The sequence below is a fragment of the Streptomyces sp. NPDC046203 genome, from assembly GCF_040646255.1.
In the GTDB taxonomy this organism is placed as follows: domain Bacteria; phylum Actinomycetota; class Actinomycetes; order Streptomycetales; family Streptomycetaceae; genus Streptomyces.
Genome location: NZ_JBEYZX010000031.1, coordinates 1 through 22,558 on the forward strand (window position 1 = coordinate 1; position 22,558 = coordinate 22,558).

A 22,558-nucleotide genomic window follows, 5' to 3' on the forward strand; every position below is an offset into this window, starting at 1 on the left:
GCTTATCAGATGTTTTCGATCCGATCCGCTCCGCGCTTTCCGTTCCTTCAGGCTTTCACCCTCCGGCCCTTTCGGCGCTTTCCGACTTTATCAGACCCTTTCGGCTCCGATTCCCGGTCGGCGGGATTTCGTCTTCCCGACCGCTGGGCGGCCGTTCCGACTGGTGAGACTTTAGCGGATTCCCGGCCCCCGAGCTAATCGGCGGCTGCGTCCGAAGCTCGAACGCGGATTCCTCATTTCGCAAGAAAAACAGAACGCATGACGGGACGACGAATCGACACCCTCAGGTGTAAGTGGTTCTTGCGGAATCGCTGTCCGGGGCCGACCGGGGCCGGTGCTCACGTCGGACAACTCGGAGAACACTACGGTTCGGTCAAACGCGTGTCAACCCTGGCCCTGAGGGGTACGGTGTTCGTCATGACTACGCATGCGCACACCACCCAGTGGTGGGCCGCCTGACCGGCGGCCCGCACTCGCGCATGCAGACAACGGCCGCCGCCTCGGCGGCCGTTCGTGTTTCCCCCTCCGGGAGCCCAGGCCGTCGGGCCGGCGGCGCTCACAGGAGAGAGGGAGAACGGCACGATGAAGCGGATCTTCAGTGGGATCAAGCCGACCGGTCATCTGACGCTGGGGAACTACCTGGGCGCCGTACGGCAGTGGGTCGAGGTGGACCAGCACCAGGCCGACGCGCTGTTCAGCGTGGTGGATCTGCACGCGCTGACCGTGGAGCACGATCCCGCGCGGGTACGGCGGCTGTCCCGGCAGGCCGCGACGCTGCTGCTCGCGGCCGGGCTCGACCCGGAACGGTGCACGCTCTTCGTCCAGAGCCAGGTGGACGAGCACGCGCGGCTGTCGTATCTGATGGAGTGCGTCGCCACGGACGGCGAGATGCGGCGCATGATCCAGTACAAGGAGAAGAGCCTGCGGGCGCGGGACGCCGGGGAGAGCGTGCGGCTGTCGCTGCTGACGTATCCGGCGCTGATGGCGGCGGACATCCTGGCGTACGGCACCGACGAGGTCCCGGTGGGCGAGGACCAGACCCAGCACGTGGAGCTGGCGCGGGATCTGGCGGTGCGGTTCAACCACCGGTACGGGCATGTCTTCACCGTGCCCAAGGCGACGAACCCCAAGGTGGCGGCGCGGGTCATGGATCTCCAGGACCCCTCTTCGAAGATGGGGAAGTCGCACGAGAACGGCTCCGGGATCGTCTATCTCCTCGACGACGCGGACACCGCGCGGCGCAAGGTCATGCGGGCCGTCACGGACAGCGGGCAGGACGTCGTCTACGACCGGGAGACCAGTCCGGGGATCGCGAACCTGCTGGATCTCCTCGCGGCGTCGACCGGGGGCGACCCGGCGGAGCTGGCCGGCGCGTACACCTCGTACGGGGCTCTGAAGAAGGACACGGCGGAGGCCGTCGTCGAGCTGCTGCGGCCGTTGCGGGAGCGGCACGCGGAGATCGCGGCGGATCCGGCGTACGTCGACGGGGTGCTGCGGCGGGGCGCCGAGCGGGCGCGCGGGATGGCGCGGCCGGTGGTGGACCGGGCCTACCGGGCGATCGGGCTGCTGCCCGCCGTACCGGAGCCGGCGGAGCCCGTGGAGCCCGTGGCGGTGCCGGGGTCGGAAGGGGCGCTGTCGGGGGCCGCTTCGGAGTCGGTGGAAGCGGTCGCGCCCGTGGTGTGACGGAAGGCGGCGCGGTAGTCGCGCGGGCTGGTGGCGAGGTGTGCGGCGAAGTGCTGGCGCATGGTGACCTCGCTGCCGAAGCCCGCGCGGCGGGCCACCTCGGGGAGCGGGTGGTCGGTGCGTTCGAGGAGCTTCTGGGCGGCGGCGACGCGCTGCGCGATGAGCCAGCGCAGCGGGGTGGTGCCGGTGGTGGCCTGGAAGTGGCGGGCGAAGGAGCGCGGGGACATGCCGGCGCGGGCGGCGAGGCTCCCGACGGTGTGGGGCGCGTCGAGACGGGCGAGGGCGTGGGCGCGTACGGCGGCGAGCGTGTCGGCGTCGCGGTCGGCGCGCGGGGTGGGGTGCTCGATGAACTGGGCCTGGGTCCCGCTGCGGAAGGGCGCGGTGACCATCGAGCGGGCGATCGTGGCGGCGGTTTCCGCGCCGTGGGCCGTACGGACCAGGTGGAGACAGAGGTCGATGCCCGCGGCGGTGCCGGCCGAGGTCCAGACGCCCGTGTCCTCGATGAAGAGCGCCTCGGGTTCGACGCGCGTCGCCGGGTGGCGTTCGGCGAGGGCGGGGGCCAGTCGCCAGTGGGTGACGGCGCGGCGGCCGTCGAGCAGACCGGCGCGGGCGAGGACGAAGGCCCCGGCGCAGAGGGCGGCGACGGGGACGCCCGCGGTGTGGGCGCGGCGCAGGGCGTCGAGCACGGGGGCGGGGAGGTCGGCGTCGGGGTCCTCGATGCCGGGGACGACGACCAGGTCGGCGGGGGTGAGCTCGTCGAGCCAGCTGAGCGGGCGGTCCGGGGTGAGGCTGAGGCCGCCGCGGAGCGGGACGGGTACGGACGGGTCGGCGGCGGTACGGCGGAGTTCGAACGGCGGGACGCCCCGGTCGCGCCGGTCCGTGTCCCAGACCTCGGTGATGACGGAGACGTCGAAGACACGGACGCCGGGGAACGCGAGCAGGGCGATGCGCTGGGGTCGCGGGGGTCGCTGGGGTCGTCGGTCGCTCATGGCGTGGCAGTAAACCATCGATCCATGGCATTCGCGCCACTGGGGTGGCGGCCGGCCCGGCGGCAGGATCGACGGCATGGAGATTCGGGAGAACGCGGCGCTGTTGCTCATCGACGTACAGAAGGGATTCGAGGACGAGGAATTCTGGGGGCGGCGGGACAATCCGGCGGCCGAGGAGAACATCACCGCGCTGCTCGACCGGTGGCAGGAGACGGGACGGCCGGTCGTCTACATCCGGCACGACTCGGTGGTGGCCGGATCGCCGCTGCGGCCGGGGCAGCCGGGCAACGACTTCAAGGAGCTCGTCGAGGAGCGGCGGGGGAAGGGCACCGGGCCCGAGCTGCTGGTGACGAAGACCGTGAACTCGGGCTTCTACGGGGAGCCTGATCTGGACACCTGGCTGCGGGGCGCGGGCATCGGGCAGCTCGTGCTCGCCGGGATCCAGACGAACATGTGCAACGAGACCACGGCCCGGATGGGCGGGAACCTGGGGTACGACGTGGTCTACGCGCTCGACGCGATGCACACCTTCGACCTGACCGGACCGTTCGGATGGACGGCGACGGCGGAGGAGCTGACCCGGGCGACGGCGGTGTCGCTGCACGGCGGGGGGTTCGCCCGGGTCGTGACCACGGCGGAGGTGCTTGCCGGGGCTGCCGCGTCGTAGTGCGGGGCCCCGGGTGGTCGTGGTCGGGGATGCGGTGGTGGCAGTGGCGGTTGTGGCCGGCTTGGTGCCGGTGGTCGCTCAGCCGTTGCCGTTGGCGAGCTCGCGGCTGCGGTCGCGGGCCGCTTCGAGGGCGGCGATCAGGGCGGCCCGTACCCCGTGGTTCTCCAGCTCGCGGATGGCGGAGATGGTGGTGCCCGCAGGGGAGGTGACGGCCTCGCGGAGCTTGACGGGGTGTTCGCCGCTGTCGCGGAGCATGGTGGCGGCGCCGATCGCGGCCTGGACGATCAGGTCGTGGGCCTGGGCGCGGGGCAGGCCGAGGAGGATGCCCGCGTCGGTCATGGCCTCGACCAGGTAGTAGAAGTACGCCGGGCCGGAGCCGGACAGCGCGGTGGCGGCGTCCTGCTGGGACTCGGGGACCCGCAGGGTCTTGCCGACGCCGCCGAAGATCTCCTCGGTGTGCGCGAGGTGGGCGGGGGTCGCGTGGCTGCCCGCCGAGATCACGGACATGCCCTCGTCCACGAGGACGGGAGTGTTGGGCATGACGCGGACGACCGGGGTGCCGGCCGTGAGGCGTTCCTCGATGAAGGCGGTCGGGATGCCGGCGGCGGCGGTGACGACCAGGCGGTCGGCGGTGACGTGCGGGGCGAGTTCGTCCAGCAGGCGGCCCATGTCCTGGGGCTTCACCGCGAGGATGAGGATGTCGGCGCGCTTGGCGGCCTCGGCGTTGTCGACGGTCTCGACGCCGTAGCGGTCGTGGAGTTCCCGGGCGCGTTCGGCGCGGCGGGTCGTGACGAGGAGCTGGGCCGGGCGCCAGCCCGCGCGGAGCATGCCGCTGAGAAGGGCTTCACCGATCTTGCCGGTGCCGAGGACTGCGACGGTCTGGGTCATCGTTCTGTTCACCTCGTCGGGCGGGTCTCCACGTGCGGGGACATCCTCGCATCAGGGGGCCTGGCGTGGGGTTTTCGTCCGAGGGGCGGGCAGGACGGGGGCGATGAGGGGGAGCGGCTGGGGTACGGATCGGGAGGTGCGGGGGCGCGGGAACACGGGGGCGCGGCGGTCAGGCGGTGCGGCGGTCAGGCGGTGCGGCGGTCAGGCGGTGCGGCGGTCAGGCGGTGCGGCGGCGGAGGGTCGCGGCGCCCAGGGCGAGGACGAGCACCGCGCTGCCGGCCACGACGAGGACGTCGCGGACGAAGTCGGCGGTGACGTGGGGGTGCTGGAGGACCTGGTTCATGCCGTCGACGGCGTACGACATGGGCAGCACGTTCGAGAGGGCTTCCAGCGCCGGGGCCATCTGGTCGCGCGGGGTGAACAGGCCGCACAGCAGCAGCTGGGGGAAGATCACCGCCGGCATGAACTGGACCGCCTGGAACTCGGAGGCGGCGAAGGCCGAGACGAAGAGCCCGAGGGCGGTGCCGAGGAGCGCGTCGAGCAGGGCGACGAGGAGCAGCAGCCAGGGCGAGCCGACCACGTCGAGGCCGAGGAACCACAGGGCGAGCCCGGTGGCGAGGGCGGACTGGACGACGGCGAGCAGGCCGAAGGCGAGGGCATAGCCGGCAATGAGGTCGCCCTTGCCCAGAGGCATGGCGAGGAGGCGTTCGAGGGTGCCGGAGGTGCGTTCGCGCAGGGTGGCGATCGACGTCACCAGGAACATGGTGATCAGCGGGAAGATCCCGAGCAGGGACGCGCCGATGCCGTCGAAGACCTCGGGGCTGCTGTCGAAGACGTAGCGGAGCAGGACGAGCAGCACGCACGGGACGAGCAGCAGGAGCGCGAGGGTGCGCGGGTCGTGGCGGAGCTGGCGCAGCACGCGGGCGGCGGTGGCGAGGGTGCGGGCGCCGTTCATGGGCGGGGCTCCTGGTCGTGGGGGCCGGTGCCGGGGGCGGGTCCGGGAGGGGAGTCGGGGCCGGGGTCCGTACGGGGGTCGGACGCCGTGTCGACGAGGTGGAGGAACGCGGCCTCGACGGTGCCGGCGGGGCTGAGGCGACGCAGTGCCTCGGGCGTGTCGTCGGCGAGGAGTTCGCCCTCGCGCAGGAGGAGCAGCCGGTGGCAGCGCTCGGCCTCGTCCATGACGTGGGAGGAGACGAGCAGCGTGGTGCCCCGGTCGGCGGCGATGCGGTGGAAGAGGTCCCACAGATCGCGGCGCAGGACGGGGTCGAGGCCGACGGTCGGTTCGTCCAGGACGAGGAGTTCGGGGGTGCCGAGGAGGGCGACGGCGAGCGAGACGCGGCTGCGCTGCCCGCCGGAGAGCCGGCCGGCCAGGACGTGCGCGTGGTCGCCGAGGTCGACGTCCTCGATCACCCGGTCGACGGCGGCGCGGCGCCCGGCCCGGTGGGCGCGGCCGGGGAGCAGGATCGCGGCGAAGGCGGCGAGGTTCTGATGGACGGTGAGGTCGTCGTAGACGGACGGGGCCTGGGTGACGTAGCCGATCCGGGCGCGCAGCGCGGCGGCGCCCGCGGGGTGGCCGAGCACGTCGAGGGTGCCGGTGACCTTGGCCTGGGTGCCGACGATCGCGCGCATGAGGGTGGTCTTGCCGCAGCCGGAGGGGCCGAGGAGACCGGTGACCCGGCCGCGGGGGACGGTGAAGTCGAGGCCGCGCAGGACCGGCCGGCCGCCTCGGACGACGGTGAGGCCGCGCGCGGCGAGCGCGGGGGCGGCGGGGGCGGGGACGGGGGCGGGGTCGTCCGCCGGGCGGGCACTGCGAACCATGCGGGCATCGTGCGGCCGGGGGTGGACGGGGTCAAGGACCGTTCGGGCCGCTGTCCGTCCTTTGTCCCTGGGCCTGGGTCACTTGTGCCTGTGGGTTGTGAGCTGTGGGCGCTTTCGGCTTATCGCTTCTTTTTACGGGAGGACGGGTTGCCGGTGCGCTGCGCGCGGCGCTTCTCGTACTGGACGAGGGCCGTCTCGTACTCGGTGCGGCGCAGCCCCTCGCCGGGGGCCTCGGCCAGGGCGCGGCAGGAGTACGCGAGGAGCGAGCCGATGAAGCCGATCGTCTTCAGACCGCGCAGCGCGTCCTCGCGGGCCGGGTCGGTGGGGCGGCGGGTGAAGCCCTCCCACGTCTTGCGGAAGGCGATGACGCTGCAGATCCCGAACATGACGAGCACGAGGATGTCGACGAAGCCGCCGACCTCGGCGATCTGGAGTCCCCGGAAGCCGAACCACAGGGCGAAGGCGCCGGCCGCGGCGGCGAGCAGCGCGCCGACGGCGACGACGGCGCGGCGCAGGCCGTAGGCACCGTCGTGCGCGACCCAGGTCGTACCGAAGAAACGGATCTCCTCGGGCTGGGGGCCGGGGCTTGTGCCGGAGGCTGCGGACTTGACGGTCTTGACGGTCTTGGCGGACTTGCCGTCGTTGGCGTTGTTGCCGCTCTTGGCGGGCGTGCCCGTGCCGGGGCGGTCGTCGTCGCTCACAGGAACGATTATCCCGTGAGCGACGGCGACGGCGACGGCGCGGAGGCCCGCGTCAGGACGCGGAGCAACCGTGGATCAGGGCGCGGAGCCGTGGATCAGGAGCAGGGCACGGCGACGAGGCCGTCGCTGCCGGTGAGGACGTACGTATCGGAGACGTACTGGCCGTTGGCGATGTTGTCCCAGATGTTCGAGGTGCCGTACGGGCCGGTGACCGTCTCGCCGCGCCGCTGGCAGTTGACCGGCACGGAGGCACCGAGCGGCAGGAGCTTCACGATCTCGTAGCTCGTGCCGGGGCCGGAGCGGACGTTGAGCTGGACGCCCGGCGCGACCGGGTAGCGCTTCGCGGCCATGGTGGTGACGGCACCGTCGGTCGTGTCGGTGACCGTCTCGGCGGACGTCTGCGCGCCCGTCTCCGACGTACCGGATTCAGCCACTCCGGACATCGTCGTCGCCTCGTCAGAACCCATGTGTTCCTCCCCCGTTGCTGGTGAATGTGCGGTGATGAACACCGACACGCCGCGCAGGCTAGCAAAGGCGCCGCCGGAATCGCACAGGTCATCGACTAGGCTCCGCTCGTCGCGCTCGCGGACGAACACGGGGGTGGGCGGATGCCGCCGCTGCGCAATGCCGGGCCGTTTCCGGAAGCGGAACGGCCGGATTACGCCGGTCAGTACAGACTCGGGCCAGTACTCGGTTCAGGCGGAATGGGTGTGGTCCGGCTGGCCATGTCCGACTCCGGGCTGCGCCTGGCCGTCAAGGTCGTCCACGCCGATCACGCCGCCGATCCGGAGTTCCGGGCGCGCTTCCGGCAGGAGGTGGCGGCCGCGCGGCGGGTGAGCGGGGCGTTCACCGCGCCGGTGGTCGACGCCGATCCGGACGCGGAGCGGCCGTGGATGGCCACCTTGTTCATCGACGGCCCCACCCTCTCCGACCGGGTGAAGCGGGGCGGTCCGCTCGGCCTCGACGAGCTGCGCCGGCTCGCGTCCGGTCTCTCCGAGGCGCTGCGCGACATCCACCGCGCGGGAGTGGTGCACCGCGACCTGAAGCCCGGCAATGTGCTGCTCGCGCCGGACGGCCCCAAGGTCATCGACTTCGGCATCTCACGGCCCGCCGACAGCATGCTGCACACCGAGACGGGGCGGCTGATCGGTACGCCGCCGTTCATGGCGCCGGAGCAGTTCCAGCGTCCGCGCGAGGTCGGCTCGGCGGCGGACGTGTTCGCCCTGGGCGCCGTGCTGGTGCACGCGGCGACCGGGCGGGGGCCGTTCGACTCCGACAGCCCGTACATCGTGGCGTACCAGGTCGTCCACGACGAGCCCGAGCTGTCCGGCGTACCGGACACGCTGGCTCCGCTGCTGCGCGGCTGTCTGGCGAAGGATCCGGCGGAACGGCCCACCGCCGACGAGATCATGGCGCGGCTGCGGCACCCGGCGATGGGCGCGGGCGCGAGGACGAAGGCCGGGGCGGGGGCCGGAGCCGGAGCCGACAGCGTCGGTGCGGGCGCGGGTGCGGGTTCGGGCGCGGGGGCCATCGGGCTCGTACCCGCCCAGCGGCGGCCGGTGGACGGCGAGACCGCGCCCGCCCTCGGCGCCGTGGCGGACGCCCCCACGCACCGCTCGGACCGGCGGGCCGGGAAGCACGACGCGGAGCGCGCGGCCGGGCGGACCGCCGAGGTCGCGAACGGCAGCCGGACCGACGGCGGCCGGACGGACGGCGGTCGGCGGCGCGGGCTGCGGTGGACCGTCGCTCTCCCGCTCCTCGCGACCCTGGCCGTGGGAACCCTGGTCGGGGTACGGGTCTGGGGCGGCGGCCCGGACACCATCGGCCCGACCGCGAACGAACAGAACCGGACGTTCCGCCCCTGGGAGACCGCGCTCGCCGACGGCACCGGGGAGGGCCGGCCCCCGCTGTGCACGGCCGCCGGGTCGGACGTCTACTGCTCCGGCCCGAAGGCGCCGCTCGCCCGGCTCGACGCCGACAGCGGGACGATCGTGTGGACCGCGCGCGCGGACGACGGCGGGCAGGCGCGGGAGAGCCGTGCCCCCGTGCTGTCGGGCGGTCTGGTGCTCGCGGCGGACGGTGCCGGGAGCCGGCTCGACGCGTACGCGCCGGAGGGCGGCGACGTGGTCTGGAGCACCCCGCTCGCGGGCGGCGACCAGGTCGTGCCCGCCGGTGGCACGGTGCTGCTCGTGAGTCCGCGCGCCGGGCAGGTCCGCGCGCTCGACGGCGCGACCGGGCGGGAGCTCTGGTCGAAGCGGATCGGGGGCGCCGGGACCCGGTGGCTCACCGCGCCGGATTCCGGGGCCGGGGCCGAGGCCGGGACTGGGGCCGGGGCAGGGGCAGGAACCGAGGCCAAGGCAGGAACCGGGACCGGGGCCGGGACCGCGTACACCGCCACCCCCGCGCCCGACGGGCACTCGACCTTGGTCGGCGCGGTCCGCGCCGCGGACGGCACGGTGCTGTGGACCCGGCAGGTGCCGGGGCTCCTCGAACCCGTGGGCGCGACCGGGAGCGCGCTGCTCCTGCTCTCCGACGATCTCGACGGTTTCACCGACGCCGTGGTGCGGGTGGATCTCGCCGACCGGGCGGGCGTCCGGCGGGTGCCGCTCGCCGCTCCCATGGACCAGGCCCAGGCGGCCGTCGCGGGCGACGTCGTCCACATCGTCGGGGTCGGTGGCACGCTCGTCGCGGTCGACACGGCACGCTCAGATGGGGCAGCTGGGGCAGCTGGGGCAGGCGGTACGCATGGGGCGGACGATGCGGACAAGGCCCAGCTGTGGCGGCTGGAGACCGAGGTGGCACGGTCGTCGCGGCCGGTCGTCGCGGACGGCCGGGTGCTGCTGACGACCGGGGACGGACGGCTGCTCGCCGTGGACGCGGCGCGCGGCGAACTGCTGGGCCAGACCCGGCCCCGTACCTCGGGCGGCCGCTATCCCTTCACCGCCAGCCTGCCCGCACCGGTCGTCCTCGGCCCTCGGGCGATCGCCGGGGTCCCGGACGGGTCCGTGTTCGCCGTGGACGCGACGGACCCCGAGTCATGGTGACCGCTCCGGGCCGGTGACGCGCGGCCCGGCGGTGACACACGCGTACGCGCGCGGGGCGCGGCGTACGCCCCCTGACGGTTAGAGACACGTACGCGCGCGGGGCGTGGGCGGCTCGGTGCCGCTCACGCCCCGCGCGCGTGGACGCTGTGTTTTACGGCCGTAAGCCGGGGGCGGCCTCACACCGCCCGCCTGCCCGCCCGCCGTCAGGCCAGCTTGCTCACATCGCGGACCGCGCCCTTGTCGGCGCTGGTCGCCATCGCCGCGTACGCCCGCAGCGCCGCCGAGACCTTGCGCTCGCGGTTCTTCGGCGCGTAGACGCCGCCGAGCGCGGCGCGGCGGGCGTCCAGGGTCGCGTCGTCGACCAGCAGCTCGATCGAGCGGCTCGGGATGTCGATCCGGATCCGGTCGCCGTCCTCGACGAGCGCGATGGTGCCGCCCGAGGCAGCCTCCGGGGAGGCGTGGCCGATGGAGAGGCCCGAGGTGCCGCCGGAGAACCGGCCGTCGGTGACCAGGGCGCAGGTCTTGCCGAGGCCCCGGCCCTTGAGGAAGGACGTCGGGTAGAGCATCTCCTGCATGCCGGGGCCGCCGCGCGGGCCCTCGTAGCGGATGACGACCACGTCGCCGTCCTTGACCTGCTTGTTGAGAATCTTCTCGACGGCCTCGTCCTGCGACTCGCAGACGACCGCCGGGCCCTCGAAGGTCCAGATCGACTCGTCGACGCCGGCGGTCTTCACCACGGCGCCGTCGGCGGCGAGGTTGCCGCGCAGCACGGCGAGTCCGCCGTCCTTGGAGTAGGCGTGGGCGGCGTCGCGGATGCAGCCGTTCTCGGCGTCGGTGTCGAGGGTGTCCCAGCGCTCGGACTGGGAGAAGGCGGTGGCGGAGCGGACGCAGCCGGGCGCCGCGTGCCACAGCTCGACGGCCTCCTCGGCCGGGGAGCCGCCGCGCACGTCCCAGTTCTTCAGCCACTCCGCGAGGGAGGGGCTGTGCACGGCGTGGACGTCCTCGTTCAGCAGCCCGGCGCGGTGCAGCTCGCCGAGGATGGCGGGGATGCCGCCGGCGCGGTGCACGTCCTCCATGTAGTACGTGCCGCCCGGCGCGACGTTCGGCGCGACCTTGGCCAGGCAGGGCACCCGGCGCGAGACCGCGTCCATGTCGCTCAGGCCGTAGTCGAGACCGGCCTCCTGGGCGGCGGCGAGCAGGTGCAGGATCGTGTTGGTGGAGCCGCCCATGGCGATGTCGAGCGCCATGGCGTTGTCGAAGGCCGCGTGGGTGGCGACGGAGCGCGGCAGGACGGACGCGTCGTCCTCGTCGTAGTAGCGGCGGGTGATGTCGACGACCGTGCGGGCGGCGTCCTCGTACAGCGCGCGGCGGGCGGTGTGGGTGGCGAGGACGGAGCCGTTGCCGGGCAGGGCGAGGCCGATGGCCTCGGCCAGGCAGTTCATCGAGTTGGCGGTGAACATGCCGGAACAGGAGCCGCAGGTCGGGCAGGCGTTCTCCTCGATGCGGCGGATGTCCTCGTCGGAGACCTTGTCGTTGACGGCCTCCGAGATCGCGTCGACCAGGTCGAGGGTGCGGACCGAGCCGTCGACGAGCGTGGCGCGGCCGGACTCCATCGGGCCGCCGGAGACGAAGACGGTGGGGATGTTCAGGCGCAGGGCCGCCATGAGCATGCCCGGGGTGATCTTGTCGCAGTTGGAGATGCAGATCAGGGCGTCGGCGCAGTGCGCCTCGACCATGTACTCCACGCTGTCGGCGATCAGGTCGCGGGAGGGCAGCGAGTAGAGCATGCCACCGTGGCCCATGGCGATGCCGTCGTCGACGGCGATCGTGTTGAACTCGCGGGCGATGCCGCCGGCCGCGGTGATGGCCTCGGAGACGATCCGGCCGACGGGCTGGAGGTGGGTGTGGCCGGGGACGAACTCGGTGAAGGAGTTGGCCACGGCGATCACCGGCTTCCGGCCGATGTCCTCGCCCGGTACACCGGAGGCGCGCATCAGGGCGCGGGCGCCCGCCATGTTGCGGCCGTGGGTGACAGTGCGGGACCTCAGCTGGGGCATCGTCGCTCGCCTCTCGTGACGGGTGTGCTTGCCTTCGAGCCTACGCCCTGGCTCCACGATTTGGACAGGCTGTCCGCATCACGGACAAGGGGAGGGGGGCGTGGGGTCCGGGACGCGAGGGGCGGGAGGGGCCGAGAGAGCCGAGAGGGCGGGGGGGGGGTGGTGCGGGGTGCCGTAAGCGGTGGGACCGGTCTCGCTTCCGTCGGGGCCGTGCTCGGGCGCTCAGGCGCCGGGGTCCTCAGGCTCCGAGGTCCTCAGGCGCGTGGGCCCGGGGCCGCCGAGGCCAGGTGGCGGCGGGTGAAGGCCAGCGCCTCGGCGAGGTCGGCCTCGCGTTCGGCCGACGACATGGCCCGGCGGGTATTGACCTCGATCACGATGTGCCCGTCGAAGCCGCGCCGGGCCAGCCCTTCGAGCAGTTCGGCGCACGGCTGGGTGCCCCGGCCCGGCACCAGGTGCTCGTCCTTCGCCGAACCGCGCCCGTCGGCGAGATGGACGTGGCCGAGCCGGTCGCCCATCCGGTCGACCATGGCGAGGGTGTCGGTACGGGCGGTCGCCGTGTGCGAGAGGTCCACGGTGAAGTGCCGGTAGTCGTCCTTGGTGACGTCCCACTCGGGGGCGTACGCGAGCATCTCGCGGTCCTTGTACCGCCACGGGTACATGTTCTCGACGGCGAACCGGACGTCCGTCTCGTCCGCCATCCGCCAGATGCCGGACACGAAGTCGCGCGCGTACTGCCGCTGCCAGCGGAACGGCGGGTGCACGACCACCGTCGACGCGCCCAGTTTCTCGGCCGCCGCGCGGGCGCGCTGGAGCTTGACCCACGGGTCGGTGGACCAGACGCGCTGGGTGATCAGCAGACAGGGCGCGTGCACGGCGAGGATCGGAACCCGGTGGTGGTCCGAGAGCCGGCGCAGGGCCTCGATGTCCTGGCTGACCGGGTCGGTCCACACCATGACCTCGACCCCGTCGTAGCCGAGGCGCGCGGCGACCTCGAAGGCGGTCGCCGTCGACTCCGGGTAGACGGAGGCCGTCGACAGCGCGACCTTCGCTTCCGGGATCCGCACGACTCGTTCTGCCACGCAGACAGGGTACGGGGCGGGCCCGGGGGCGGGGAGGTGGTTCCGGTCACCCCGCCGGGCCCGGCCTCCTCCCCCGTCTCCCGCCCGCTCTCCCGCACCTCGGGTGGCGGGGGCGGGGGGCCGGTAGGGGCTTGGCGGGCTCGGTACGGACCCCCGGCGGCCCCCGGCGGACGGTGGCCCCCAGCGGGCAGCGAGCGGCAGGCGGCTGCCGCGGCGGCGTTACGGCAAGTGGTCCAGGCGGCGCAGGATCACGCCCTCCCGCAGCGCCCACGGGCAGATCTCCAGGGACTCCACCCCGAACAGGTCCATCGCCCCCTCCGCGACCAGCGCGCCCGCGAGCAGCTGGGCCGCGCGCCCCGCCGAGACGCCGGGCAGCGTGGAACGCTCGGACGCCGACATCGTGGCCAGCTTCGGCACCCACTCGGCGAGCGAGGCGCGGGTCAGGTTCCGCTGGACGTACAGCCCGAAACCCGAGCCGGGGGCGCCCGCGATCCGTGCCAGCTGCTTGAAGGTCTTGGACGTGGCCACGACGTGGTCGGGCGTCCCGAAGCGGCTGAATTCGCCGACCGTACGGGCGATCTGCGCGCGGACGTGCCGGCGCAGCGCCTTCACGTCGCCCGGGTCCGCCGGGTCGCCGCGCAGCCAGCCCGCAGTGAGCCGGCCCGCGCCGAGCGGCAGGGACACGGCGGCGTCCGGCTCCTCGTCGATACCGAAGCCGACCTCCAACGAGCCGCCGCCGATGTCGAGCAGGAACAGCTTGCCCGCGGACCAGCCGAACCAGCGGCGGGCGGCCAGGAAGGTCAGCCGGGCCTCCTCCTCGCCGCTCAGCACCTGGAGCGCGATGCCCGTCTCCGCGTACACCCGGGACAGCACGTCGTCGGCGTTGCTCGCCTCGCGCACCGCCGAGGTCGCGAACGGCAGCACCTCCTCGCAGCCCTTGTCCTCGGCGGCGGTGAGCGCGTCACGGACGGTGGCTATCAGCCGCTCGACCCCCGCCTCGGCGATGGCACCCCGCTCGTCGAGCAGCTCGGCGAGCCGCAGCTCCGCCTTGTGCGAGTGCGCGGGCAGCGGGCGGGCGCCGGGGTGGGCGTCCACCACCAGCAGGTGCACCGTGTTCGAACCGACGTCGAGGACTCCGAGTCTCATGGACGAAACGCTACTGCGCCCGCCCGCATACGCTTGGAGTCGTGCCAAAGACGAAAAAGGCGAAGCCGGGCAAAGACATCGGCAAGGACGGCGCCGACGTGACCGCCGCCACCCCCGCGGAGAAGACGGACGCCGCGCGGCAGGCGAAGGCTGCCCGCATCGCCCACGCCGCGAAGTCGGTCAAGTCGGTCAAGGTCGGGAAGAAGACCAAGGACAAGGGGAAGGGGGAGGGAACGGGGAAGGACACCGCCCCGGAACCGGACGAGAAGGGCCTGGACTTCCCCCGCGCCTGGGTCGAATTCGCCGACCCGGACGACGAGGAACAGGTCTTCCGCTGCGACCTGACCTGGCTCACCTCCCGTTGGACCTGCGTCTTCGGCAACGGCTGCCAGGGCATCAAGGAAGGCCGCCCCGACGACGGCTGCTGCACGCTCGGCGCGCACTTCTCCGACGAGGAGGACGAGCAGCGGGTCGCCGGGCACGTGGCGCGTCTCACGCCCGACGTGTGGCAGTTCCACGATGTCGGCGCCGAGAGCGGCTGGACGCAGACCGACGAGGACGGCGACCGGCAGACCCGCCGCTGGAAGGGCTCCTGCATCTTCCAGAACCGCCCCGGCTTCGCGGGCGGCGCCGGCTGTGCGCTGCACATCCTGGCCGTACGGGAGGGTGTCGAGCCGCTGGAGACCAAGCCGGACGTGTGCTGGCAGCTGCCGGTACGGCGGACGTACGACTGGGTCGAGCGGCCCGACGACTCCAAGGTGCTCCAGGTGTCGATCGGCGAGTACGACCGGCGCGGCTGGGGCCCGGGCGGCCACGACCTGCACTGGTACTGCACGACGGCGACGTCCGCGCACGTGGGCGAGCGGCCGGTGTACGTCTCGTACCGGCCGGAGCTCGTCGAGATGATGGGGCAGGCGGCCTACGACGTCCTGGTCGGGATGTGCGAGGCGCGGCTGGCCTCGCAGCTGCCGATGGTGGCCCCGCACCCGGCGGACCCGACGCCCTGACCTGAACTGAACTGGCCTGTCCTGACCTGACCCTGACCAGGCACGGACCCGGCGCCTTGGCCTGACCGCCCGGCCCGACTCCGACCGACCCGGCTTCGCGGACTTCCGCGAGGCCGGGTCGTTGTCTTTTCGCGCGATTTACGCGATTTACGGGTTTCTATGGGGCTGACCTGAGCCTTAACGGCGGCGCCGGGCAGCCGCCGCCTGGCCCGGGTCCGGGTCCGTGTCCGGGGGCTCTGCCGTCGGGGGCGGGCCCGTGGGCGTGGGCGGCGGGGTCGGTTCGGTCGTGGCGGGGTCGGTGGGCGGCTGTGTGGCCGGGGGCCGGGTGGGCTCGTCCGTGGGCGGCGGGCCGGTCGGCGGGGCGCTGGTGGGCGGTGGGGTCGTCGGTCCGCCGGTCGGGTGCGGCGGGGCGGGCCGGGTCGTCTCGGGCGCCGGGCGCGTCCCGTACCCGTCGATCCGTACCACCGCGCCCGCCGGCTGGACGCCGACCCGGGCGCTCCAGGAGCCGCCGGGCTGGCGATGGCGGTCGACCGAGATGTGGACGGTGACCGACTCGCCGGGGCCGAGGCTGCCGGAGGCCCGGCTCACGTACAGCCAGGGCGCGTCGGACCACAGCGCCCAGGTGCCGGGGCGGCCGCCCCGGTTGGTGAGCGTCAGCAGGGTCGTCGTGCCGCTGCCTCGGGCGGTGGCCGCGATCCGGGCGGACACGGTGGCGCCGGACGCCACCGGCCCGGTGGCGGGCGCGCCGGGGCTGATCACCTCGACCGACACGTCCGGGGAACGGCTGCCCTGGGTGTAGTGGGGGGCGGGGGTGGCGCGGGCGCTGCCGGTGTTCTCGTAGCGCGCGGTGGGCAGTCCGTCGCTGCCGATCCCCGGCCCGTCCGCCGCCTCGCGCGCGCTGATCCGGGTGCCGTCGGCGCCCTCCCCCGCGCCCGGCACACCCCGGTACGAGGTCCACAGCGCGAGCACCGGCGCGGCGACGACCGCGGCGACCAGGGTGGTGGTCAGGACGCGGGTACGCGCGCGTGCGCGGCGCGCCGCGAGGTCCTTCGGGTCCATCGGGAAGCCGGTCGCCGCGAAGCGCGGGGCGCCGGACCGGGGGCGCGGGACCCGTGCCGCGCCGTACGCGGCGGCGCGCGGGGCGGACACGACGGGCAGCGCGCGGCCGGCGGCGGCCGACGCGTCGCCGGACGCCTCGGGCGAGGTGAGGGCCGCCGAGGTGAGGGCGCCCGGCCAGGGGCCGCGCGCGCCGGCGCGTTCGGCGGCGCGGCGGCAGCGCGGGCAGTCGTCGACGTGCCGGACCAGTTCGGTGCGCAGGGTGGCCGAGAGCAGGACCCGGGGGTCGCCGGTGAGCCGTTCGACGGTCGGACAGCCGCCCGTCTCGACGACGGCCAGCGCGGCCCGGGTCCGCTCCACCTCGCACGCGGCCGAGGACAGCAGCTCGCGGGTCCGCACCGCGTCGAGCGACAGGACGGCCGCGATCTCGCGGTGGCCGAGCCCGTGCCGTACCGCCAGTTCCAGGGCCTCGCGCTGCTCGGGCGTGGTCCCGGCGGCCTCGGGCCAGGCGAGCGCGGCGAGTTCGGCCCGGCGACGGGCGGCCTCGGTGGTCCCGGTAGGTCCGGTGGGTCTGGTAGGTCCGGTAGGTCCGGTAGGTCCCGTGGGCTGTTCAAAGGCCAGGGCCGGGGCCGGGGCGGGGCCGAGGGCCGGGGCTTGATCCAACGCCGGGGACGGGGTGGCGAGGCGGCCTGTGTGCGCGCCGCGCCGGCCGCGGCGCTGCTCGCCGAGGGCACGCAGACAGGCCCAGCGCGCCAGCGCGTACAGCCACGCGCGCCGGCCGGACTCGTCGGCGGGGCAGCGGCCCTGGTGGCGCTCGGCGAGGGCGAGGACGTCCCCGAGGACGGTGGCGGCCGCGTCGTGGTCGCACAGCACGGAGAGGCAGTAGGTGAACAGACTGTCGAGGTACGTGTCGTACCGCTCGAACCGCTCCGGCCGTTCGTCCTTCTCGTGCTTCTCGTGCTTCTCGGCCTTGTCGTGCCGCCCGGAGCGCCCGGAGCGTCCAGGCCGTCCGGATCGCTCGTGGCGCTCGGCCCGCTCGGCCCGCTCGTTCCGCGCGGTGTGGCGCCCGGGCGGACGGGTGCCGCCGTCGCCGCCGGTCCCGCCGGCGTCGCCTCGCGTGGGGTGGTCCAGGCTGCTGCTCGTCACCCGGTGACCGTAGGGGCGAGGGAAGGAGCCGTTCGCTCGGCTTGCACGCTTTTAATCCATACGGGTGAACCGATCACCTGATGGGGGACAACCGGCCCGGCCGGGGCGGTGCGGAGGGCACCGGGACAGGGCGGGGGCGAGGGCCGGAACGGGTCGGGGAAGGACCGGGGAGAGGCCGAGGAAGGACCGGAGACGGGTCGGGGAAGGGCCGGGACGGGGCCCGGAACGGGGCCGTTGTCAGACCCGGGCTATACGGTGGCGCCCATGGCTGCTCGTACCAAAACCGCCAAGGACCGGCCGTCCTACCGCTGCACCGAGTGCGGCTGGCAGACCGCCAAGTGGCTCGGCCGCTGCCCCGAATGCCAGGCCTGGGGCACGGTCGAGGAATACGGCACGCCCGCCGTACGGACCACGGCCGCGGGCCGGGTGTCGACGGCCGCGCTGCCGATCGGCCAGGTCGACGGGCGGCAGGCGACGGCCCGCAGCACCGGCGTCGACGAACTGGACCGGGTCCTGGGCGGCGGTCTGGTGCCCGGCGCGGTCGTCCTGATCGCGGGCGAGCCGGGCGTCGGCAAGTCGACGCTCCTTCTCGACGTCGCCGCCAAGGCCGCGAGCGACCAGCACCGCACGCTCTATGTGACGGGCGAGGAGTCCGCGAGCCAGGTGCGACTGCGCGCCGACCGGATCCACGCCCTGAGCGATCACCTGTACCTGGCGGCGGAGACGGACCTGTCGGCGGTCCTCGCCCACCTCGACGACGTGAAGCCCTCGCTGCTGGTCCTCGACTCGGTGCAGACCGTGGCCTCCCCGGAGATCGACGGCGCGCCGGGCGGCATGGCGCAGGTCCGCGAAGTCGCCGGGGCGCTGATCCGGGCGTCGAAGGAGCGCGGCATGTCCACGCTGCTCGTCGGCCATGTCACCAAGGACGGCGCGATCGCCGGTCCCCGGCTCCTGGAGCACCTGGTCGACGTGGTGCTGCACTTCGAGGGCGACCGGCACGCCCGCCTCCGGCTGGTGCGCGGGGTGAAGAACCGGTACGGGGCGACGGACGAGGTCGGCTGTTTCGAGCTGCACGACGAGGGCATCACCGGGCTCGCGGACCCGTCCGGACTGTTCCTGACGCGCCGTGACACCGCTGTCCCCGGCACCTGTCTGACGGTCACGCTGGAGGGCCGCAGGCCGCTGGTGGCCGAGGTGCAGGCGCTCACAGTGGACTCGCAGATCCCGTCGCCGCGCCGGACGACGTCCGGTCTGGAGACCTCCCGGGTGTCGATGATGCTCGCGGTCCTGGAGCAGCGGGGCCGGATCAGCGCGCTCGGCAAGCGCGACATCTACAGCGCGACGGTGGGCGGCGTGAAGCTGTCCGAACCGGCCGCCGACCTGGCCATCGCGCTCGCCCTGGCCTCGGCCGCGAGCGACACCCCGCTGCCGAAGAACCTGGTGGCCATCGGAGAAGTGGGCCTCGCGGGCGAGGTCCGGCGGGTGACAGGCGTCCAGCGCCGGCTCGCGGAGGCCCACCGGCTCGGCTTCACGCACGCGTTGGTCCCGACGGACCCGGGCAAGGTGCCGCCCGGCATGAAGGTCGTCGAGGTCGCGGACATGGGCGAGGCGCTGCGGGCGCTGCCGCGCGGCGGCGGCCGCCGGGCCCGTGGCTCCGACGTGACGGAGACGGCGGAATCCGCGAAGCGATAGGGACGGGGAGCGGGGAGCGGGGAACGCCTGCGGAGGCCCGGCGAGGGCCAGGGGAACGCCGGACAACCCCTGAGGCCCTGCGAGGGGGAGCCGGCCCCCGGGAGGGGTAGCGGAGGCCGCACCGGGGTACCGGAGACCGGGCGGGGCCGAAAACGCGGCCGGAGCCGGTCGGGAACGGTCCCGAACGGGCCGGAAGTGTGCCGGAAGCGGGCAGGACCGGTCCCGTGCGGGCAGCGAAGGCGGCGCGACGAGCGCCGCCGAAGGGCGGGGCCTCCCGGCGCGCGGCGGAGGCCGACGGGGTGGTGTCGCTAGACTTTGCCCTGGTCTCGCCCATCCGTACGAGCCGGAGGAGTTCAGTGGCAGCCAAGGACAACGAGGCGCTGATGCGTGCGTCGCTCAGCGCCGTCGCCCCCGGCACCGCCCTGCGCGACGGGCTCGAACGCATTCTGCGCGGCAACACGGGCGGTCTGATCGTCCTCGGCATGGACAAGACCGTCGAGTCGATGTGCACCGGCGGATTCGTCATCGACGTCGAGTTCGCGGCGACGCGGCTGCGCGAGCTGTGCAAGCTCGACGGGGCGATCGTCCTCGACAAGGACATCAGCAAGATCCTGCGGGCCGGTGTGCAGCTGGTCCCGGACGCGTCGATCCCGACCGAGGAGACCGGCACCCGGCACCGTACGGCGGACCGGGTCTCCAAGCAGTGCGGATTCCCCGTCGTCTCCGTCTCGCAGTCGATGCGGCTGATCGCCCTGTACGTGAACGGCGAGCGCCGGGTCCTGGAGGAGTCGGGCGCGATCCTGTCCCGCGCGAACCAGGCCCTCGCGACGCTGGAGCGGTACAAGCTGCGCCTGGACGAGGTCGCGGGCACGCTGTCCGCCCTGGAGATCGAGGACCTGGTGACCGTCCGGGACGTGACGGCCGTGTGCCAGCGTCTGGAGATGGTGCGCCGGATCGCCACCGAGATCGCCGAGTACGTGGTGGAGCTGGGCACCGACGGACGGCTTCTGTCGCTCCAGCTCGACGAGTTGATCGCGGGTGTGGAGCCGGAGCGCGAGCTCGTCGTCCGCGACTACGTGCCCGAGCCGTCGGCGAAGCGCTCCCGCACGGTCGCCGAGGCGCTGACCGAGCTGGACGCGCTGACCCACGCCGAGCTGCTCGAACTGCCGAACGTGGCCCGGGCCCTGGGCTACAGCGGTTCGCCCGAGACGCTGGACTCGGCGGTCTACCCGCGCGGTTACCGGCTCCTCGCCAAGGTGCCGCGACTGCCGGGCGCCGTCATCGAGCGGCTCGTGGAGCACTTCGGCGGGCTGCAGAAGCTGCTCGCGGCGAGCGTGGACGACCTCCAGACCGTGGACGGCGTCGGCGAGGCCCGGGCGCGCAGCGTGCGCGAGGGGCTGTCGCGGCTGGCGGAGTCGTCGATCCTGGAGCGGTACGTCTAGTCGTATCGTCCGCGCATGCGAGCACACGCATATGCCCGGAGGGGCGGTCGGGGCGTTCAACGTCCTGACCGCCCCTTCTGGCATATGCGTGGCCGGGGCGCCCTCGGGTCGCCTTCACACCACCGATTGCCGGCTCGTGCGGTGCGTGCGGGTTCACGGGTGGTGACAGTACGGGCGAGGCCCCGGGGACCGTCCTGGTCCCCGGGGCCTCGCGCCATGCCGTGCCGCGCCTGCCGCGCCGCGTCAGTCCTTCGTGAGCTGGAACGACACCGGCGTCACCTTCGCGTCCGGTACCGCGGCCTCCACCAGGTAGGTGCCCGGGGCGACCTCGCCGCGCTTCTCGGCGGTCGCGCACTGCGGGGCGCTGCGGTGGCGGTCCCACTCCACGGTGTGGGTGATCGTGGAGTGGGCCGGGACCTTGAAGTAGAGCGGGGTCGCGACGCTGGGGCAGTCCTTCGAGGACCACAGCACGCCCGTGGTGTCACGGACCGTCAACACCGCGTTCTTCGGGCCGAGATCCGCCTTGCAGTCGGCCCCGCCCGTGTTCTTGACGAGCAGCTTGAAGCGGGGCTTCTCGCCGGGGGCGTAGGCGTTCTTGTCGCGGCCGAGCGTCAACTGGAGGGAGCCTGGGCCGCAGTTCGGCAGCGAGGAACCGGCCGGAACCCGCTGGCCCGCGCCCGTACCGGCACCACCGTCGCCGCCGGCGCCATCCGTGTCGCCGTTCTTGCCGCCCGCGTCGCCGGAGCCGCCACCGGAGCCCGCGCCCTTGCCGTCGGCGCCGGAGCCCGTACCGGAGCCGTCCTTGCCGGAGCCGCCGCCCGTACCGCCGTCGCCGCCCGTGTCGTCGTCCGACTCGTCACGGCCGCCCGGCTGTTGACTGATCGCCGGGCCGGTGCCGGAGGGGCCGGGGGTGATCGCCGGTGCGGGGGAAGCACCGTTGGCCTTGTCGTCGGTCTTCTTCCCCCCGCCGCCACCGGAAGTGACGGCCCATAGGCCGAGCAGCGCGAGAAGGGCGACCAGGCACAGCGCCACGGCCCTCCTGCGCCAGTAGATGGAGGAGGGAAGCGGCCCGACCGGATTGCGCAGAGATCCCACGTCACGAACCTTACGAGAGATCGTGCCCAACTCCCGCCCTCCATGCCGCCCCAAGTGCGAAGTTTTGCCGATGATCACATCCGCCCGGACCGGGAACCTCGCGGAGGGTGCTCCGGTGGCGCTCCCAGGGGGGCGTTCCCCGCGCCGGTCCACGGTCCGGCCCGGCGTGGATTCACGGCCCGGCCCCGCACCGGTCCACGGTCGATTCAGGGCGCGTTCCGATCACGTTCCGATCCGGTTCAGCCGGGATTCAGGGCGACTTCAGCACGCGTACGCCGGGCGTTTCCCGCCCGCCGGGCCGCCACCCCCTACTTTCGTCGGGGAGCCCTGTCGTCCTCCGGCCGGAGCGAGCACCTCCACAAGCCGGTTAACGTCGACCACCATGGACAACCTCCTCGATCTCTCCGAGCGCCTTTATCTCGACATACTGGACTTCGCGCATTCCACCCCCCACTGGTTCCAGAAGCTGGCGGAGGTGTGGACCGAGCTGGGTCTGCTGCTCTTCGGCGTGCTGTTCGTGGCCGGCTGGTGGCGGATGCGCCGCGGTTCGAGCGACGCGATGGCGCTCGCGCTGCTCGCCCCGCTCGCGACGGCCTTCGGTTACGTCGTGAGCGAGGGCCTGAAGTCGCTGGTCGACGAGGACCGTCCGTGCCGTGCGGTGGCCGGGGCACCGAGTCCCCTCGTCGACTGCCCGACCCTGGGCGACTGGTCCTTCCCCAGCAACCACTCCGCCATCGCGGGTGCCGCCGCCCTCGCGCTCGCGCTGTCCTGGCGCGGCATCGTCTGGCTGACCGCGCCCATGGCGCTGCTGATGGCGTTCTCCCGGGTCTTCGTCGGTGTCCACTACCCGCACGACGTCACGGTCGGCCTGCTGACCGGCGCCCTCGTCGCGCTCGTCGTCATGAAGGCGGCGCGCCGTCCGGTGGTCTCGCTGGTCGACTCCGCGCGGTCCAGTCGGAGCAGCGCGGCGGTGTGGTGCGTGGGCCGCGGTCCGCGCGGCCGCGCCTCCGCGCGCCCCGGGCGCGCGCGCCACGGCGCGTACTGATCC

Annotated in this window: 17 protein-coding genes and 1 pseudogene; 7 read left to right on the forward strand and 11 right to left on the reverse strand. The window is 73.6% G+C overall.

Annotation, left to right across the window (positions count from 1 at the left end):
* Positions 1 to 582: 582 nt before the first annotated feature.
* A pseudogene (gene trpS, locus ABZ990_RS21265) lies at positions 583 to 1,575 on the forward strand (tryptophan--tRNA ligase); the annotation flags it as partial.
* On the opposite strand, the gene ABZ990_RS21270 reads toward trpS, so the two are convergent.
* Positions 1,548 to 2,672 carry a helix-turn-helix domain-containing protein gene (locus ABZ990_RS21270; RefSeq protein ID WP_361233629.1) on the reverse strand — a complete coding sequence of 375 codons (1,125 nt, stop codon included), beginning with the start codon at positions 2,670 to 2,672 and terminating at the stop codon, positions 1,548 to 1,550. The pseudogene trpS and the gene ABZ990_RS21270 sit on opposite strands and share 28 nt — an antisense overlap.
* A 76-nt stretch (positions 2,673 to 2,748) precedes the next feature.
* Here ABZ990_RS21270 and ABZ990_RS21275 point away from each other — a divergent pair, with 76 nt between their 5' ends.
* Positions 2,749 to 3,339 (forward strand): cysteine hydrolase family protein, encoded by a 591-nt coding sequence (locus ABZ990_RS21275; protein WP_361233631.1) that lies wholly within the window; start codon positions 2,749 to 2,751, stop codon positions 3,337 to 3,339.
* Positions 3,340 to 3,417: 78 nt separating this feature from the next.
* Here ABZ990_RS21275 and proC read toward each other — a convergent pair whose 3' ends face one another.
* The 5 genes from proC to ABZ990_RS21300 all read right to left on the reverse strand — a co-directional run bounded on the left by proC (position 3,418) and on the right by ABZ990_RS21300 (position 7,096).
* Positions 3,418 to 4,227 carry a pyrroline-5-carboxylate reductase gene (proC, locus tag ABZ990_RS21280; protein ID WP_361233634.1) on the reverse strand — a complete coding sequence of 270 codons (810 nt, stop codon included), beginning with the start codon at positions 4,225 to 4,227 and terminating at the stop codon, positions 3,418 to 3,420.
* Between the two features lie 217 nt (positions 4,228 to 4,444).
* Positions 4,445 to 5,182: an ABC transporter permease gene (locus tag ABZ990_RS21285; protein ID WP_361233636.1), complete on the reverse strand. Its 738-nt coding sequence runs from the start codon at positions 5,180 to 5,182 to the stop codon at positions 4,445 to 4,447.
* Positions 5,179 to 6,045 (reverse strand): ABC transporter ATP-binding protein, encoded by an 867-nt coding sequence (locus ABZ990_RS21290; protein WP_361233639.1) that lies wholly within the window; start codon positions 6,043 to 6,045, stop codon positions 5,179 to 5,181. Before ABZ990_RS21290 ends, ABZ990_RS21285 begins: the two co-directional genes overlap by 4 nt.
* 119 nt (positions 6,046 to 6,164) lie before the next feature.
* Positions 6,165 to 6,608 (reverse strand): hypothetical protein, encoded by a 444-nt coding sequence (locus ABZ990_RS21295; RefSeq protein WP_361233796.1) that lies wholly within the window; start codon positions 6,606 to 6,608, stop codon positions 6,165 to 6,167.
* Between the two features lie 233 nt (positions 6,609 to 6,841).
* Positions 6,842 to 7,096: a peptidase gene (locus ABZ990_RS21300; RefSeq protein WP_361233799.1), complete on the reverse strand. Its 255-nt coding sequence runs from the start codon at positions 7,094 to 7,096 to the stop codon at positions 6,842 to 6,844.
* Between the two features lie 258 nt (positions 7,097 to 7,354).
* On the opposite strand from ABZ990_RS21300, the gene ABZ990_RS21305 reads away from it, so the two are divergent.
* Positions 7,355 to 9,790, forward strand: a complete 2,436-nt coding sequence (locus ABZ990_RS21305; protein WP_361233642.1) for a serine/threonine-protein kinase — start codon at positions 7,355 to 7,357, stop codon at positions 9,788 to 9,790.
* Positions 9,791 to 9,993: 203 nt separating this feature from the next.
* Here the strand turns inward: ABZ990_RS21305 and ilvD are convergent, their stop codons facing one another.
* The 3 genes from ilvD to ABZ990_RS21320 form a co-directional block, all read right to left on the reverse strand.
* Positions 9,994 to 11,847, reverse strand: coding sequence for a dihydroxy-acid dehydratase (gene ilvD, locus ABZ990_RS21310; RefSeq protein WP_361233645.1), 1,854 nt, complete (start codon positions 11,845 to 11,847; stop codon positions 9,994 to 9,996).
* A 254-nt stretch (positions 11,848 to 12,101) separates the two neighbouring features.
* Positions 12,102 to 12,926, reverse strand: a complete 825-nt coding sequence (locus ABZ990_RS21315; RefSeq protein ID WP_361233648.1) for a sugar phosphate isomerase/epimerase — start codon at positions 12,924 to 12,926, stop codon at positions 12,102 to 12,104.
* A gap of 219 nt (positions 12,927 to 13,145) precedes the next feature.
* Positions 13,146 to 14,072 (reverse strand): Ppx/GppA phosphatase family protein, encoded by a 927-nt coding sequence (locus tag ABZ990_RS21320; RefSeq protein ID WP_361233651.1) that lies wholly within the window; start codon positions 14,070 to 14,072, stop codon positions 13,146 to 13,148.
* 158 nt (positions 14,073 to 14,230) lie between these two features.
* Here ABZ990_RS21320 and ABZ990_RS21325 point away from each other — a divergent pair, with 158 nt between their 5' ends.
* The gene (locus ABZ990_RS21325; RefSeq protein WP_361233802.1) at positions 14,231 to 15,079 is read left to right on the forward strand and encodes a hypothetical protein; all 849 of its coding nucleotides are present in this window, start codon (positions 14,231 to 14,233) and stop codon (positions 15,077 to 15,079) included.
* A gap of 177 nt (positions 15,080 to 15,256) precedes the next feature.
* Here ABZ990_RS21325 and ABZ990_RS21330 read toward each other — a convergent pair whose 3' ends face one another.
* Positions 15,257 to 17,281, reverse strand: a complete 2,025-nt coding sequence (locus ABZ990_RS21330) for a hypothetical protein (RefSeq protein WP_361233654.1) — start codon at positions 17,279 to 17,281, stop codon at positions 15,257 to 15,259.
* Positions 17,282 to 17,545: 264 nt separating this feature from the next.
* On the opposite strand from ABZ990_RS21330, the gene radA reads away from it, so the two are divergent.
* Positions 17,546 to 18,973, forward strand: coding sequence for a DNA repair protein RadA (gene radA / locus ABZ990_RS21335; RefSeq protein WP_361233657.1), 1,428 nt, complete (start codon positions 17,546 to 17,548; stop codon positions 18,971 to 18,973).
* A gap of 383 nt (positions 18,974 to 19,356) precedes the next feature.
* Positions 19,357 to 20,415 carry a DNA integrity scanning diadenylate cyclase DisA gene (gene disA / locus ABZ990_RS21340; protein ID WP_361233805.1) on the forward strand — a complete coding sequence of 353 codons (1,059 nt, stop codon included), beginning with the start codon at positions 19,357 to 19,359 and terminating at the stop codon, positions 20,413 to 20,415.
* Between the two features lie 243 nt (positions 20,416 to 20,658).
* Here the strand turns inward: disA and ABZ990_RS21345 are convergent, their stop codons facing one another.
* The gene (locus ABZ990_RS21345) at positions 20,659 to 21,510 is read right to left on the reverse strand and encodes a hypothetical protein (protein WP_361233660.1); all 852 of its coding nucleotides are present in this window, start codon (positions 21,508 to 21,510) and stop codon (positions 20,659 to 20,661) included.
* A 382-nt stretch (positions 21,511 to 21,892) separates the two neighbouring features.
* Between ABZ990_RS21345 and ABZ990_RS21350 the strand changes: the two genes are divergently transcribed.
* On the forward strand, positions 21,893 to 22,555 hold the full coding sequence (locus ABZ990_RS21350) for a phosphatase PAP2 family protein (protein WP_361233663.1): 663 nt from the start codon (positions 21,893 to 21,895) through the stop codon (positions 22,553 to 22,555).
* Positions 22,556 to 22,558 lie beyond the last annotated feature (3 nt).

Coding starts and splice junctions, on each gene's coding strand:
- ABZ990_RS21275 (WP_361233631.1), top strand. CDS start 2,749: ATGGAGATTCGGGAGAACGCGGCGCTGTTGCTCATCGACGTACAGAAG.
- ABZ990_RS21320 (WP_361233651.1), bottom strand. CDS start 14,072: ATGAGACTCGGAGTCCTCGACGTCGGTTCGAACACGGTGCACCTGCTG.
- ABZ990_RS21270 (WP_361233629.1), bottom strand. CDS start 2,672: ATGAGCGACCGACGACCCCAGCGACCCCCGCGACCCCAGCGCATCGCC.
- disA (WP_361233805.1), top strand. CDS start 19,357: ATGCGTGCGTCGCTCAGCGCCGTCGCCCCCGGCACCGCCCTGCGCGAC.
- proC (WP_361233634.1), bottom strand. CDS start 4,227: ATGACCCAGACCGTCGCAGTCCTCGGCACCGGCAAGATCGGTGAAGCC.
- ABZ990_RS21300 (WP_361233799.1), bottom strand. CDS start 7,096: ATGGCCGCGAAGCGCTACCCGGTCGCGCCGGGCGTCCAGCTCAACGTC.
- ABZ990_RS21290 (WP_361233639.1), bottom strand. CDS start 6,045: ATGGTTCGCAGTGCCCGCCCGGCGGACGACCCCGCCCCCGTCCCCGCC.
- ABZ990_RS21350 (WP_361233663.1), top strand. CDS start 21,893: ATGGACAACCTCCTCGATCTCTCCGAGCGCCTTTATCTCGACATACTG.
- ilvD (WP_361233645.1), bottom strand. CDS start 11,847: ATGCCCCAGCTGAGGTCCCGCACTGTCACCCACGGCCGCAACATGGCG.
- radA (WP_361233657.1), top strand. CDS start 17,546: ATGGCTGCTCGTACCAAAACCGCCAAGGACCGGCCGTCCTACCGCTGC.
- ABZ990_RS21305 (WP_361233642.1), top strand. CDS start 7,355: ATGCCGCCGCTGCGCAATGCCGGGCCGTTTCCGGAAGCGGAACGGCCG.
- ABZ990_RS21285 (WP_361233636.1), bottom strand. CDS start 5,182: ATGAACGGCGCCCGCACCCTCGCCACCGCCGCCCGCGTGCTGCGCCAG.